The following is a 13,929-nucleotide window of genomic DNA, read 5'->3' as shown; positions in this document are numbered from 1 at the left end:
TAGGCCTGTCAGTCCCAGGGAAGCGCGGTCCCTTCATCCGCTGGTGGCCCGGGCGAAGGATCGAGTGCATGTCGACTCACTCTCTCCTCGACGGCTCACGCCGACCCGATCCGGATCACACGCCCAGCGGTAGCAGTCCCGGAGCCGACCCGTCACCGGGACCTGGCCCGGTCCGGCTGGGGGACGACGGCGGGCGCGGCTACTGGCCCATGGTGGTTGCGGTCGCGTCCGCCAGCATGATGCTGCCGTTCTCCGTGACCGGGGCCGCGATGGCCCTGCCGAGCATGGCGGCACACCTGGGCTCTTCGGTCGGTGCCGCGCAGTGGATGCTGAACACCTTCAACATCACCTTCGCTGCCCTGCCGCTGGCAGCCGGCAGCATTGCGGACCGGTTCGGCAGGCGCCGCGTGCTGCTGACCGGCATTGCGCTGGTCGGCCTGCTGTCCCTGTTGATCGCGCTGGCTCCTTCGATGGCCGTGGTCGATGTGGCCAGGGTGATCCAGGGATGCGGGGCAGCGGCGATATTGGCCTCGGGAGCGGCGGTGCTGGCCCACTCCACCTCCGGACGACGCCGCCAGTTGGCCTTCGGGATCCTCGGCACCTCCTTCGGCACGGGCCTGGCGATCGGACCGCTGGTCGCCGGGGCCCTGGTCGAAGCGACCGGCTGGCGGTCGGTATTCCTCCTGGTCGCGGCCATGTCCATACCCGCATGGCTGTGCGCGACCCGGGCCCCGGAATCCCGCAATCCCAACCAGCCTGCCCTCGACGTGGCCGGGCTGGTCACCTTCACCGCCGGGCTGGCCTGTCTGTCTTACGCCTTCGTTCAGGCCGGGGTCGCAGGCTGGAGCGCGCCGAGCACCTTGCTGATGCTCGCCGCGGCCGCGGCGCTGGTCGCCCTGTTCACCGTGGTGGAGATCTGCCTGGCCGACCGTGCGATGTTCGATGTCCGCCTGTTCCGCAGACCCGAGTTCGTCGCGGTGGTCTGCCAGCCCTTCACGGTCACCCTCGGCTTCGTCGTCTTGCTGGTCTACCTGCCCGCCTACCTCCAAGGCGTCGCCGACCGCACCATCTTGGCCAGCGGTCTGCTCCTGCTGCCGATGACCGCCCCGGTCCTGCTCCTGCCGCTGGCCGCCAGCCATCTGGCCGCGCGCACCTCCGTGCGCACGGTCCTGACCGGCGCTTCGGTGCTGATCGTGGCTGGAGCCCTGCTCCTGGCGACCCTGCACAGCAACGGCTCATGGCTGGAGCTGGCCCTTCCCTTGCTCCCCTTCGGCGCGGGAGTCGGTCTGGCATTCGGGGTCATGGACAACGCGGCCGTCAGCACCGTCCCGGTCGAGAACGCCGGAACCGCGGCAGGCATCTTCAACACGATGCGCATCACCGGCGAGTCCGTCGCCGTCTCCGGCGCCGCAGCCCTGCTCACCACCCTCACCGCCACCCGATTGAGCGGCAGCGGCCTCCCCTCCGATTCCGCCACCCGAATCGCCGGACAAGCCATCCAAGGCCAGGTGGCCGACGTGCATCGAACGGTCCTGGCCGCAGGATTCACCAGCGCATTCCACACACTCGGCCTCGTCCTCGCCGCCCTGTCCGCGCTCGGCGCGGTCCTCACCTACCTCGCACTCGCACCCCACCGAGCCGTCAGGCGCCACTGAGCAGCCATATCCCGCCACACCGCACCACGCCCGCCGACCAGAAAGACACCCGTGCCCCATCGCAATGCTCCGTTGTCCGTGGAGGGACGCCGACGGCTCGTCCAGCGCTGCCAACACCGCCCGATCGCTCACGTCGCCGCCGAAATGGGAATCTCCCGTGCCTGCGCCAGCAAGTGGGTCAACCGGTATCGGCAGTTCGGCGAGATCGGTCTCGAAGACCGATCCAGTGCACCGCGTCGCCAGCCCACTGCGACACCCGCCGAGGTAGTCAGCCGCATCGAAACGCTCCGTCGAGAGCGCAAGTGGTCAGCCCGCCGGATTGCCTTCGAGCTGGAAGGTGAGGGCATCACCCTCAGCTGCCGCACGATCACCCGTCACCTGGATCAGCTCGGCCTGAACCGGCGCAGGTTCATCGACCCTTCAGGGCAGACCAACCGGGAACCCCGAGTGATCACGGCGCGTCGGCCCGGTCACATGATCCATGTCGACGTGAAGAAAGTAGGCCGCATCCCTGAAGGCGGCGGATGGCGGATACATGGTCGAGGAAGCGCCGAAGCAAAGGCTGTCGAGCGTCGCAAATCGAAGGGTTCCCGAGCTGGTTATGTGTACCTCCACTCAGCAGTCGACGGCTACTCCCGCCTTGCCTACACCGAAGCACTCCCGGATGAGAAGGCCGCCACGGCAATCGGGTTCATGCACCGGGCGCGGGTGTTCTTCGCCGCACACGGCATCGTTCACTTCCAGCGAATCGTCACCGACAACGGGGCCTGCTACCGCGCGAAGGACTTCGCAAAGGTTCTCCACGGTGCCCGGCATCAACGGATTGCCCCCTACACCCCTCGGCACAACGGCAAGGTGGAGCGGTACAACCGCATCCTGGCCGAGGAGTTCCTCTATGCCCGGGTCTGGACATCCGAACAACAGCGAGCCGACGCGCTGGGCGTATGGAACGTCCACTACAACTACCACCGCCCGCCCACCGCCGCAGGGGACCGGCCTCCAGCATCCAAGCTTCGCACGGGCGTAACCAACGTCGTGGCCTCATACACTTAGCTCTGCCCCGCCCACGCCCGCAGCCTCCCGCCCGTTGCGCACCCCGTGACGAAGCGATGCGAAAGCGTGCCCCGGTGTTCCGTCCGAAGTCGCGTACCGGCGGCCCGGAGGGTACGTACGCCGAGGTGGAGTACGCGCGTCGCCGCTGGTGAACGGGGTCGGGCGGCGCCATCGTGGGGGCATGACTCCACCGCTCGTCCCCGCGACCGGCCACGCGCCGCTCGCCGCCCCGGCGCTCGTACAGCGTTTCAGCTCCACCCCGCGCGGCGCCCGCCTCGCCCGCCGGCTCGTGGTGCACCAACTCGACGTCTGGGGCGTACCGTACGGCAGTGACGCGTCGGACACCGCGGCCCAGCTCGTGGCGGAGCTCACGGCCAACGCCGTCACGCACGGACACGTTCCCGGCCGCGACTTCGAGATCGCCGTGGACATCACCACGGAGAGCGGCGGCCGGACCTTGCGCATCGCGGTGTCCGACGCGCGGGGTGAACTCCGGCCTCCCGCGCCGGACATGCCACCCCCGTTCATTCCACGGCCGGCGGAGAGCGGCCGGGGCTTGCTCCTGGTGAAGGCGCTCGCCGACCGATGGGACGTCGTCGACCGTCCGTCCGTCGGCAAGACGGTCGTGGCCGAGCTGGACCTGCCGCCGGGCACCGGCCAGGGGGGATTGAGGGAACGAACGGCGGCCGAGGGCCGCTCCACCTGGGACCGCACCGGACCGCCGGCCCCATGACGGCCGGAGAGGTGCGCATCCGCGCGCACACCACCGTCGTCGGTGTCCTCGGCGCTCCGATTCTGGCGCGCGACAGGGGCAGGCGGCTCACGCCGGAGTGTCCGGATGCCCGTTGCCGCGAGGGAGCGTCGCCGTTGCCGGGAGGGAGGGTCGCATCCCTTGGTCGGGGCGTGCGGCCGGAGGAGGCGGTGGAGCTCGCGCCGGGCGACGTGAGGGCGGAAGCCCTGCCGGGCATGCCCACCCGGCCGTGGTTCGTCCGGCTGCCCCGGCAGGACACCGGCCCCTCGTGACCTCTCGTCACACATGCTCCGGGCATACTTTTTCCATGGAGAAACCCGACCTTCGACACACCGCGTCAACGCCGGCATCGGTCCTTGCCCCTCGCGGTGAGCTGGACCTCGACTCCCTCGGTCCGCTGACAGCTCAGATCGAGGCCGCCGTCGACGCGCACGAAACGATCATTCTGGACGCCGGCGGGATCACCTTCGCCGACTCGTCGTTCCTGAGGCTGATCCTCACCACTCACGACCGTGCCGATCTTCGCATCGCGAACCCGTCCCCCACCGTGGACCGGCTTCTCCGGATCGTCGGTGCCGACGCCTTCCTCCACCTGTACCCCACCCTCGACGCAGCACGAAACGCCTGAGCACACCGGCGGGCCGGCCACGGAGGCGAGGCGCACCCGGTCCGGGAGCGGCGGAGGTACCGACGGGCCGGGGACACGCGGGCGGGGCCCCGGCCCGTCGGCATGCTCACGTGGGGATCACGTGCAGGACCAGGGTCGCGGGGTCGTCGCGGGTCAGTGCGAACAGCCGGGAGCCGTCGGGGGACCAGATCAGACCGTGCGGCCGGAGTTCCGAGCCGGTGCCCGGGGCCAGGTCGATGATCCGGGACGGTGTGTCGGCGCCGGGCCGGAAGAGGTAGATGTCCTGGCCGTAGGCGTTGTCGACGCCTGCGGCGATCTCGCCGGTGACCGAGACCGAAGCCGCCGTCGGGTAGGTGGTCGTGGGGTACGTGTGCACGAGGGCGAGGTCGCGCAGCCGGAAGGCCAGGTGGTTGTACGGGGCGCCCCCGACGACGAAGAGCGTGCTCGCGTCCGGGCTGAACGCCAGGTCCCAGATGCTGCCGATTCCACCCGGGTTGTCCTGTGTCGTCTTCACGACGGGCTTGCCCGAAGTGACGTCGTACACCGTCACCGTGGACGACGACACGTACTGCTCGGCGGCCACGAGCGTCCCGGGCGCGGACGGCGAGGAGAGCAGCATGGGCGGCCCGCCCCAGGTGCTCTCCGGCACCTGCGCGAGACGTACCTTCGGTGTGGCGCCGGTCAGGGAGAGGGAGCCGATGTTGCTGTCCCAGTCGGCTCCGTAGCTGAACCACAGCGTGTCGCCGACGAGAGCCACGCGCCGGGGGGCGGTACCGGTGCCCGTGCCGTAGCGGGACCTCTCCCGGTAGGTGCCGGTGTCGACGGCGGCTATCGCGTCGCCGCCGCTCAACGCGACGTACAGCGTGCGGGAGTCCGGGGACAGGGCGAGGTCCGCCGCGCCGGGCTTGTTCGTGAGGGTCTTCAGGACCGTGCCGTCGAAGTCGGTGACCAGCACGGAGCTGGTGACGATGTCGGCGATGTAGAGCCTGTGGTGCACGGCGTCCACGGCCATGTCGGCGTGCCACGTGATCGGCAGCACCGTGGAGGTCGGCCCCGGCGTCGCCGAGACAGGGGTGGCCGCACCGGCCATCGATAACAGCAGAAGGGCCAATGCGCCGAACAGGGCTCTGAAGCGGGGGCGTCTCATCGGGTGGTCGTCCTCATCTGTCGGGCGCCGGTGAAAGGGGCACGTGCGCAGGAGCGGGGCACGCGCGGGAACACCTGCACCGCGTACCCGCGCGTGTCCCGCTCATGTGCGTCCCGCCCGCGCGTCCAGGTCGTGCCTCCGGTCGTGCCTCCGACATGCCTCCAGGGCACGCGAAGGCACCTCGCCGCGCCTGCGCCGGCCACGCCGACGACCGTGACCACGCCGGTGGCGGTGTCCACACCGCAGAAGGCGCCGGTGCGGATCGGCAGCGGATCGCTTCGCGTCTGATCCGGGCGGCTTCGTTCAGCTGACCTCTCCGCCGTGACGGGGTTTCGGAGCCCCGGGAGGTACGAAGCACGCGGTGACGGTCTTGCCGGACGTCTGCGGGTGGGTGGTCCAGTCGTCGGCGAGGGCGTCGACCAGTACCATTCCACGCCCTCCGGCCCGCGTGACGTCTTCTGCCTTCTTGGTGGGCGGAAGGGGGTCGGAGTCGTGCACACTCACATGCAGGCAGTGGCTGTCCCAGGTCAGAACGAGTTGGGCATCACTGTGTGCGTGCACGTGTGCGTTGGTCACGAGTTCGGAAACGCTGAGCAGGATCGCGTCCACCGTCTCGGGCGCGTTCTTGGTCCACTCCAGGGACGTGAGGTGCGCGCGCGTCCATTGACGGCCGGCCCGCACGCCTTGCGACACCGGAAACGTCTGAGCCCATCCCATCGCGCGCAGCGAGGTGTCCTTCGTCATCGCTCCCCCTTGTTCGGCCTTTTTCGTCCGTCTACCCCCACTTTCGACTCATCACTTCCCCACGGGTCCCCGACCGTGTGACTCTTCCCCGGCGTCGGCCCGTCGCAGGGGCGCCGACGCCGGGGAAGCGGGTCATACGGTCCTGATCGCCGGGTCCGAGACCCCCGGGGCGCCGGTCTCCACGTGACCGGCGAAGCGGCGCAGGAAGGTGGCGTCGGCGTCCGAGACGACCTGGACGTCGTACCAGCGGGAGGTCGCCCGCAGGTCGAGGGTGTGAGTGACGGTCGCGCCCGGCTTGACCTTGAAGGTCTGGGCCGCCCCGCCGTAGGCGTTGGTCACCGTCAGGTTGACGGCCTTCGTACCGGAGTTGGTCAGGGTGAGCTTCAGGCTCCCGCCCGCCGCGACGTGGCGTGCGGTGACCTCGGGGCCCGCCTTCGCCGCCGGGCCCCGCCAGGTGCGCAGGAAGCCGTTGGGGCCCCAGACCGTGAGGTCGATCCGGTTGCCGGTGGAGCCGCTGGTGCTCCAGGTGTCCGAGAGGGTCTTGCCCGCCTCGACGGTGTACGGCCAGGGGCCGTCCGTCCGGTTGCCCGAGGTGCTGTGGAAGTGGGCGCCGAGCGTGGGACCGGCGGAGAAGGTGAGGGTGAACGTGCCGGTGGAGACCGTGGCCCGGCCGTCCACGTACGGGCTGTAGCCGAGGGCGCGGGTCGGTTTGGAGCCCGCCTCCTGCTTCGGGAGGGCGGCCAGGGCCGGCGGGGTCGGGTGGAAGGACGGGTGGCGGTTCTTGTCCGCCGGTACGTACCCGTCCGTGGAGGGAAGCGCGGCGGGGGCCCTGTCCGCCCTGGTGAAGTCGAAGGCGGAGGTCAGGTCGCCGCAGACGGCGCGGCGCCACGGCGAGATGTTGGGCTCGCGCACCCCGAAGCGCCTCTCCATGAAGCGGATCACCGAGGTGTGGTCGAAGGTCTCGGAGCAGACGTAACCGCCCTTGCTCCACGGCGAGACCACGATCATCGGCACGCGCGGGCCGAGACCGAACGGGCCCGCCGCGTAGTCCGCGCCACCCGCGTACAGGTCCTTCGACACGTCCGCCGTGGACAGGCCCCAGGCGGACGAGGCCGGCGGATACGGCGGGACCACGTGGTCGAAGAAGCCGTCGTTCTCGTCGTAGGTGATGAACAGGGCGGTCTTCGCCCACACCGCCGGGTTCGAGGTCAGCGCGTCCAGAACCTGTGAGATGTACCAGGCGCCGAAGTTCGTGGGCCAGTTCGCGTGCTCGCTGAAGGCCTCGGGGGCGGCGATCCAGGAGACCTTCGGGAGGGTCCCGGCGGTCACGTCCGCGCGCAGCCGGTCGAAGTACGTGCCGCCCGACTTGACGTCGGTGCCGGTGCGGGCCTTCTCGTAGAGCGGGCTCCCGGGCTGGGCGTCCCGGTAACTGTTGAAGTAGAGCAGGGAGTTGTCCCCGTAGTTGCCACGGAAGGCGTCGTTGATCCAGCCCCAGGACCCGGCGGCGTCCAAGCCGTCGCCGATGTCCTGATAGATCTTCCAGGAGATCCCGGCCGACTCCAGCCGCTCGGGATAGGTCTTCCAGCCGTAACCGGCCTCCTGGTTGCCGAGGACCGGGCCGCCGCCCGTACCGTCATTGCCGGTGTGGCCCGACCACAGGTAGTAGCGGTTGGGGTCGGTGGCTCCGATGAAGGAGCAGTGGTAGGCGTCGCACACGGTGAAGGCGTCGGCGAGCGCGTAGTGGAACGGGATGTCGTTCCGCGTCATGTGCGACATGGTGGTGGCCGTCTTGGCCGGCACCCACTTGTCGTACTTGCCCTTGTTGTAGGCCTGTTGGCCACCCGACCAGTCGTGGTTCAGGCCCTCCAGGAACTGCATTCCGAGGTCGTCCACCTGCGGGTTGAACGGAAGGACGTCCTTCGTCCCGTCGGACTGGTGGAAGACGGACTTTCCGTTGTCCTGGAGCACCGGCCGGGGGTCCCCGAAGCCTCGTACCCCCTTCATCGCCCCGAAGTAGTGATCGAAGGAACGATTCTCCTGCATCAGTACGACGATGTGCTCGATGTCCTGGATGGTTCCGGTACTGCCCTGGGCCGGAATGGCGGCGGCCCTCGCGATGCTCTCGTTCAGCATCGTGAGGGCCGCGGTACCACCGGCGATCTGCAAGAACCTGCGACGGTCCAGCTCTGTCATGGGTGACGACTCCGGGGTGAGGGGGGAGGGGCGGTGCGGGGCGCCCCAAGAACAGCGGTCTCTCCTTACGGGGCGGGGGCGGGTTCGTGACACCACGCCGTACGGCCGGCGAACGGAGTCACCGCAGCCGCACCGCAGGGCTCGCCGGCCGTGCCGCTCCAGCTCGGCACGCACCAACTCGCCGACAGCCACCGTGCCCCCGCTCGTCGACGCCGCCCGCCGACGGGCCGGCCGGCAGTGATCAGCATGGTGCAGCAGAGACGCCGCCGCCACCACCTGCGGAGCGCGCACCGGAGGGCGAACGCTGCCTCTTCCCGTTGATGCGGCGCTGCCCGTCCGACGTGTCGTCGTCCCGTGCGCCCGTGCCCGGGGCGGCGAACGACTCCCGTGCGCCCGTGCCCGGCGCGGCGAACGACTCCCGGCAGTGCGCGAGGAGTTCGCGCAGCGCGGGGCTCTTGGCGGGCGCGGCCACCAGGGCCAGTACGGCAGGGGTGTCCGCGTCGGTGAGAGGCACGGTCACCAGCCCCGGCCGCCCGGCCACCATGGACGCGGAGAGCACCGCCACCCCCAGGTCCCGCTCCGCGAGCCGCATCACCGCGTCCGGTGCGGCGGCCCCCAGGGACACCGTGGGCGTGAGCCCCCGGGCGGCCGAGACCTGGTCCAGCACGGTGCGGATGCCGGTGCCCGTGGGCAGGCAGATGAGCGGATGAACGCACAGCTCGGCGAGGGTGACCCCGTCGGCCGCCCGTGCGGCGAGCGGGTGCCCGGGCGGGACGGCCGCGACGATCGGCTCGCTGATCACCTCGTGCCCGTCCAGGTCCTCCGGCGCCCGGCCCGCCGCGCCGATCAGCGCGAGATCGACGTCCCCCTCGCGGACCCGCTGGACCAACCGGTCGGAGTCGTCCTCGACGAGGCCGATCTCAACGCCCGGGTAGGCCAGATGGAAGGTGGACAGCGCCTCGAAGAGCGGCTCCACCGTGCACGCCGTCACCATGCCGACCACCAGCCGGCCCCGGACCAGCCCGTTCATCTCGTCCACCGCGTGCCGCAGCGCCTCCACGGCGTCGAGCACCGCGCGCGCGTGTCCGAAGGCCACCTCGCCCACGGCGGTCAGACCCGCGCTGCGGCCCGAGCGGTCGATGAGGGTGGCGCCGAGATCGTGCTCCAGCTGACGGATCTGGGCGCTGATCCCGGGCTGGCTGATGTGTACGCGCTCGGCTGCCCGGGTGAAGTTGGACTCTTCGGCCACGGCGAGAAAGTACTTCAGCTGTCTGAGTTCCATAACCTTTGATTATAGGGGTGGTTGAGATGATTGATTGGACTTCTTCCACGTCCCGGCAGGACCATGAGAAGGCAGAGATCACGTACCGGAAAGGAACGTCGTGTCCGAGAACGAGAAGGCCCGGAAGCCTGAGGACCTCACCCGCCTGTTCGTGGAACGCGCCAACGCGGGGGACGCCGCCGGACTCGCGGCGCTCTACGAGGAGGACGCGGTGATGGCGTACCCGCCCGGCAGCACCACGGCCGGCCGGGAGGCGATCCGGCAGCTGTGGGAGCAAGTACTCTCCCACGGCCCGAAGTTCGAGGCGGAGGAACCGCTCCCGACCCTCGTCGTCGGTGACATCGCGCTGACCTCCACGCCCCCGAAGGACGGATCCGGTGCCCGCGCCCAGGTGGTCCGGCGCCAGGCGGACGGGAGTTGGCTGCGCATCATCGACCAGCCGGAGTTCCGTCCGCCGGCCGGCTGAGGAGCGTGTGCGAGGGGCTCGGGATCAGCTCCCCTCCACCGCTGCGCCGGTGCCCAGGGGTGCCCGGTGTGCCGTACCAGCGTGGGCCCGGCGTACCGCCGGGCCCATCGCCGTACCGGCGGCCAGGAAGAGCCCGCCGAGCACCAGCCAGCCGGTGAAGCCCCAGGAGAGGATCAGGGTGGTGAGCAGCAGCGGCCCGATCAGGCGTGCGACTGCGGTCCCGGAGCCGTAGAAGCCCTGGTACTGGCCCTGCTTGTCGGCCGGAGCGAGCCCGAAGCCGATCTCCCACGAGCCGGACCCGAGCAGCATCTCCCCGAGGACCTGGATCACCGCCGCCGCCAGCAGCAGCGCGCCGGCCGCCCACGCCGAGGTGCCCAGGGACGAGCACGCGAAGACGAGGCAGGCCAGCAGCAGGACGCAGCCGGCGTGCCGGACCGACCGGGACGCCGAGTCCAGGCCGGTCACCCGGGACGCGATCCGCACCTGGAAGAGCACCACGCTCACGGTGTTGACCACCAGCAGCGCGGAGACGGTCCACCCCGGAGCCTCGGTGCGCCGCACGATCCAGAGCGGCAGCGCCACGCTCAGCAGCGGCATGTAGAGCAGCATGACCATGTTGAGCAGGGACACCACCGCGTACGGCCGGTCCCGCAGGACCGCCAACCGGCGCTCGCCCGCCGGCCGTTCGGTGTGCGCCGCTCCCTCGGGGGCCGGCAGGCGGTGCAGGAGCAGGGCCGAGACCAGGAAGCTGAGCGCGTCCAGCGCCAGCGCGGTCACGTAGGCACTCGTGGTGTCGAGTTGCAGGGCGACTCCGCCGAGCGCCGCACCCAGGGCGAGTCCCGCGTTCACCGTCGACTGGAGGTGGGCGCGGGTCTCCGTACGCCGGGCGGGCTCCACCAGGGCCGCGAGCAGGGCCTGCCGGGCCGCCGCGAGACCGCACTGGGCGCAGGCGTACACGCACACCGCCACCAGGAACGCCGGGTAGGCGTGCACGAAGAGGAAGGAGGCGACCGCCGCCCCGGTGACCAGGGACATCAGGACCGCGACCCCGCGTGGGCCGCGCCGGTCGGCGAGGTGCCCCAACGGCACTCCGGCCACCGCTCCGAGTGCCCAGCCCAGCGTGAGCGCCGCGCCGATCGCGGTGGGGGAGAGCCCGACGACACGGTTGAAGTAGAGCGCCGACACCACGTAATAGGCGCCGTCACCCACCGAGTTGGCCAGCTGGGCCAGGGCGAGCTTCCTCGGCGCCCCTGCCGGAGGGATGATCCGTCTCATGCGCATGCGATTCCTCTCCGATGCCGCAGGTCGTGGCCCGCGTCGCGGTGAAGTCTGCGCCCTGGAGCGGCCGGGCGACACCGGATCGGAGGCTGGACGCGGTTCACCCGAGGCCGATCCGGGCGGAAGGCGAAGCTTCGGGAACCGCCTTCGGCTGCCGCGCGCCCTGGAAGTCGGCCGCCCGGATGAGCAGCAGGGACACCACGCCGCCCACCAGTGCGAGGCCCGCGGAGAGGGCGAGAAGGGTGTTCAGCCCGTCGACGTACCCCGTCACGGCGAGCCGCTCGACGGTCCCCCGCCGCGCCTCGGGGACCAGCGCCGCGGCCCGGTCGATCTCGCCGCCCCGTACGAGGAAGACGATCCGGTCCGTGCGGTCACCGACGCCCGGTACGCCCGCCAGGCCGTCGTGCACCCGGTTGCCGATGACGACGGCGAAGGTGGAACCCAGCACCGCGACCCCCGCGCTCACCCCGAGCTGCCGGAACGTACCGCTGATGCCCGAGGCCATCCCGGAGCGGGAGAAGTCCACGACGCCCACGGCGGTCGAGGCGAGCGGCGGGTTCACCAGCCCGGCGCCGAACCCGCCCAGCACCAGCCCGGGGAGGAAGTGTTCCCAGCCGGAGCGTGCGCCGACCCCGCCCATCAGCAGGAGACCGGCGCCCACCAGGAGCAGCCCGACGCCGATCAGGAAGCGGGGCTGAACCCTGGCGCCGAGCCGGCCCGCGAGCAGCGAGGCGAGGAGCATCGCCAGCGAGGCGGCCAGCAGACGCACGCCCGTCTCCAGCGAGGAGTACCGGAGCACTTCCTGGAAGTGCACGGCGAGGAAGAGGAACATCGCGAACAGCGAGCCGTTCATCGCGAACGCCGCGACGGACGCGCCGACGAAGGTCGGGATACGGAACAGCCGCAGCTCGAACATCGGCTCCGCCACCCGCGCTTCGACGACGAGGAAGGCCGCCAGCAGCACCCCGCCCACGACGAGGGAGGTGAACGCGCGGGAGTCGCGCCAGCCGCCCTCGCCCGCGCGGATCAGGCCGTAGCCGAGGGTCGCGAGCCCCGAGGTCAGCAGGGCGAACCCGGGAAGGTCGGGCCGGCGGGCGAACGGTGAGCGGGACTCGTCCACCCGCAGCACGACGATCAGGACGACCAGGACGCCGACAGGCACGTTGACCAGGAAGACCCCCCGCCAGCTGATGCCGCTGGAGATCAGCCCGCCGGCGACCGGGCCGATCGCGGAGGCGAGTCCGGTGACCATGCCCCACACGCCGAACGCCGTGCCGCGCTCCTTGCCCTCGAAGCTGCCCGCGAGCAGCGCCAGTCCGGTCGCGAACATCACCGAGCCGCCCATGCCCTGGAAGATCCGGGCGAGGACCAGCATCAACGGGGACTGCGCCAGGCCGCACAGGAGGGAGGCGAGCGTGAAGAGGACGACACCGAGGGCGTAGAGGCGTCGGCGCCCGAACCGGTCCGCGAGGGTCCCGCTCGTCAGCAGCAGGGCCGCGAGCGCGAGGGCGTATCCGTCGATCACCCACTGGAGGTCCGAGAACCCGGCGTTCAGGTCCTCCTGCACGTCGGGCATGACGACGTAGACGACGGTGGTGTCCAGCAGGAGCATGAACGTCCCGCCGCACACCCCCAGCAGCGTCCACCACTTCTTCTGCATCTGCGCGCTCCTTCTGCTCGTCGGGCGGACGGAAAGCGCCGCCGGACGGGAATCCGGCGGCGCACTCTCGTCCCCGCGTTCATGCTCGCGAGCGGGGAGTCAGAAGTCCAAGAGCTGGTTTTTCGCGATGACCGAACCTCTGCTTATGGTGGACGGTTCCGAACAGGCCGTGGCGTGCCGCGGCTCAGCCGAAGCGCCCGTTGACGTAGTCGGCCGTACGCGCGTCCCGGGGGGAGGCGAACATGGCCTGGGTGTCGCCGTGTTCGACGATGAGGCCGGGCGTGCCCTGCGAGGCGAGGAAGAACGCGCAGGTGTCCGAGACACGGGCGGCCTGCTGCATGTTGTGGGTGACGATGACGATGGTCACCTCCGACTTCAGCTCGGCGATGGTCTCCTCGATACGGCGCGTGGACGTCGGGTCGAGCGCGGAGCACGGCTCGTCCATCAGCAGGACGCGGGGGCGCACCGCGAGGGAGCGGGCGATGCACAGGCGCTGCTGCTGGCCGCCGGAGAGCGCGCCGCCGGGTTGGCGCAGCCGGTCCTTGACCTCCCGCCACAGCCCCGCCTTGGTCAGGCACTCCTCCACCAGGTGGTCCCGGGCGTCGCGGCCGGCCTTGATGGCGTTGAGCTTGAGGCCCGCGAGGACGTTGTCGTACAGCGACATCGCGGGGAACGGGTTGGGCTTCTGGAACACCATGCCGATGTTGCGGCGGGCCTGCGTGATGCGGCGGCCCCGGTCGTAGATGTCGTCGCCGTCCAGCAGCACCCGCCCGGCCAGGGAGGCCGAACCGATCAGCTCGTGCATCCGGTTGAGGATGCGCAGGAACGTCGACTTGCCGCAGCCCGACGGGCCGATGAGGGCGGTGACCTGGCGGGCGGGCATGGTCAGCGAGACCCGGTCCAGGACCTTGTGGTCGCCGAACCACGCGGAGATCTCTTCGGCTTCCAGGGTGGCGGGACCCTGACCGCGGATGACACGCGGCTGGATCAGGGTGTCGGTGACGTCGTCGCGGCCGACGGCCGCGCCGGTCGTGTCGGTGGTGGTCATGGTGACTCCAGAAGGTACGGCGAG

Annotated in this window: 12 protein-coding genes; 5 read left to right on the top strand and 7 right to left on the bottom strand. The window is 70.6% G+C overall.

What is annotated here, in order from left to right:
• The first annotated feature begins 68 nt into the window (after positions 1 to 68).
• The 4 genes from ACFZAX_RS01690 to ACFZAX_RS01675 all read left to right on the top strand — a co-directional run bounded on the left by ACFZAX_RS01690 (position 69) and on the right by ACFZAX_RS01675 (position 4,087).
• On the top strand, positions 69 to 1,655 hold the full coding sequence (locus tag ACFZAX_RS01690) for an MFS transporter (protein WP_390958011.1): 1,587 nt from the start codon (positions 69 to 71) through the stop codon (positions 1,653 to 1,655).
• A gap of 51 nt (positions 1,656 to 1,706) precedes the next feature.
• Positions 1,707 to 2,708 (top strand): IS481 family transposase, encoded by a 1,002-nt coding sequence (locus ACFZAX_RS01685; RefSeq protein WP_390958009.1) that lies wholly within the window; start codon positions 1,707 to 1,709, stop codon positions 2,706 to 2,708.
• 181 nt (positions 2,709 to 2,889) lie between these two features.
• Positions 2,890 to 3,441, top strand: a complete 552-nt coding sequence (locus ACFZAX_RS01680; protein ID WP_390958007.1) for an ATP-binding protein — start codon at positions 2,890 to 2,892, stop codon at positions 3,439 to 3,441.
• Between the two features lie 325 nt (positions 3,442 to 3,766).
• The gene (locus tag ACFZAX_RS01675; protein ID WP_390958005.1) at positions 3,767 to 4,087 is read left to right on the top strand and encodes an STAS domain-containing protein; all 321 of its coding nucleotides are present in this window, start codon (positions 3,767 to 3,769) and stop codon (positions 4,085 to 4,087) included.
• A 106-nt stretch (positions 4,088 to 4,193) separates the two neighbouring features.
• On the opposite strand, the gene ACFZAX_RS01670 is transcribed toward ACFZAX_RS01675, so the two are convergent.
• The 4 genes from ACFZAX_RS01670 to ACFZAX_RS01655 form a co-directional block, all read right to left on the bottom strand.
• Positions 4,194 to 5,234 carry a YncE family protein gene (locus tag ACFZAX_RS01670; protein ID WP_390958003.1) on the bottom strand — a complete coding sequence of 347 codons (1,041 nt, stop codon included), beginning with the start codon at positions 5,232 to 5,234 and terminating at the stop codon, positions 4,194 to 4,196.
• Between the two features lie 303 nt (positions 5,235 to 5,537).
• Entirely contained in the window at positions 5,538 to 5,978 is a 441-nt protein-coding gene (locus ACFZAX_RS01665; RefSeq protein WP_390958002.1) for an ATP-binding protein, read from the bottom strand.
• Between the two features lie 132 nt (positions 5,979 to 6,110).
• Positions 6,111 to 8,171: a phosphocholine-specific phospholipase C gene (locus ACFZAX_RS01660; RefSeq protein WP_390958000.1), complete on the bottom strand. Its 2,061-nt coding sequence runs from the start codon at positions 8,169 to 8,171 to the stop codon at positions 6,111 to 6,113.
• Between the two features lie 241 nt (positions 8,172 to 8,412).
• On the bottom strand, positions 8,413 to 9,453 hold the full coding sequence (locus ACFZAX_RS01655) for a LysR substrate-binding domain-containing protein (RefSeq protein ID WP_390957998.1): 1,041 nt from the start codon (positions 9,451 to 9,453) through the stop codon (positions 8,413 to 8,415).
• 100 nt (positions 9,454 to 9,553) lie between these two features.
• Between ACFZAX_RS01655 and ACFZAX_RS01650 the strand changes: the two genes are divergently transcribed.
• Entirely contained in the window at positions 9,554 to 9,919 is a 366-nt protein-coding gene (locus tag ACFZAX_RS01650) for a nuclear transport factor 2 family protein (RefSeq protein WP_390957996.1), read from the top strand.
• 24 nt (positions 9,920 to 9,943) lie between these two features.
• Here the strand turns inward: ACFZAX_RS01650 and ACFZAX_RS01645 are convergent, their stop codons facing one another.
• The 3 genes from ACFZAX_RS01645 to ACFZAX_RS01635 all read right to left on the bottom strand — a co-directional run bounded on the left by ACFZAX_RS01645 (position 9,944) and on the right by ACFZAX_RS01635 (position 13,905).
• Positions 9,944 to 11,194: an MFS transporter gene (locus ACFZAX_RS01645; RefSeq protein ID WP_390957994.1), complete on the bottom strand. Its 1,251-nt coding sequence runs from the start codon at positions 11,192 to 11,194 to the stop codon at positions 9,944 to 9,946.
• Between the two features lie 103 nt (positions 11,195 to 11,297).
• Positions 11,298 to 12,857 carry a DHA2 family efflux MFS transporter permease subunit gene (locus ACFZAX_RS01640; RefSeq protein WP_390957992.1) on the bottom strand — a complete coding sequence of 520 codons (1,560 nt, stop codon included), beginning with the start codon at positions 12,855 to 12,857 and terminating at the stop codon, positions 11,298 to 11,300.
• A 184-nt stretch (positions 12,858 to 13,041) separates the two neighbouring features.
• On the bottom strand, positions 13,042 to 13,905 hold the full coding sequence (locus ACFZAX_RS01635; protein WP_390957990.1) for an ATP-binding cassette domain-containing protein: 864 nt from the start codon (positions 13,903 to 13,905) through the stop codon (positions 13,042 to 13,044).
• Positions 13,906 to 13,929 lie beyond the last annotated feature (24 nt).

Source organism: Streptomyces sp. NPDC008125, assembly GCF_042957125.1.
Taxonomy (GTDB): domain Bacteria; phylum Actinomycetota; class Actinomycetes; order Streptomycetales; family Streptomycetaceae; genus Streptomyces.
This window is presented reverse-complemented; position numbering and strand designations above follow the sequence as displayed.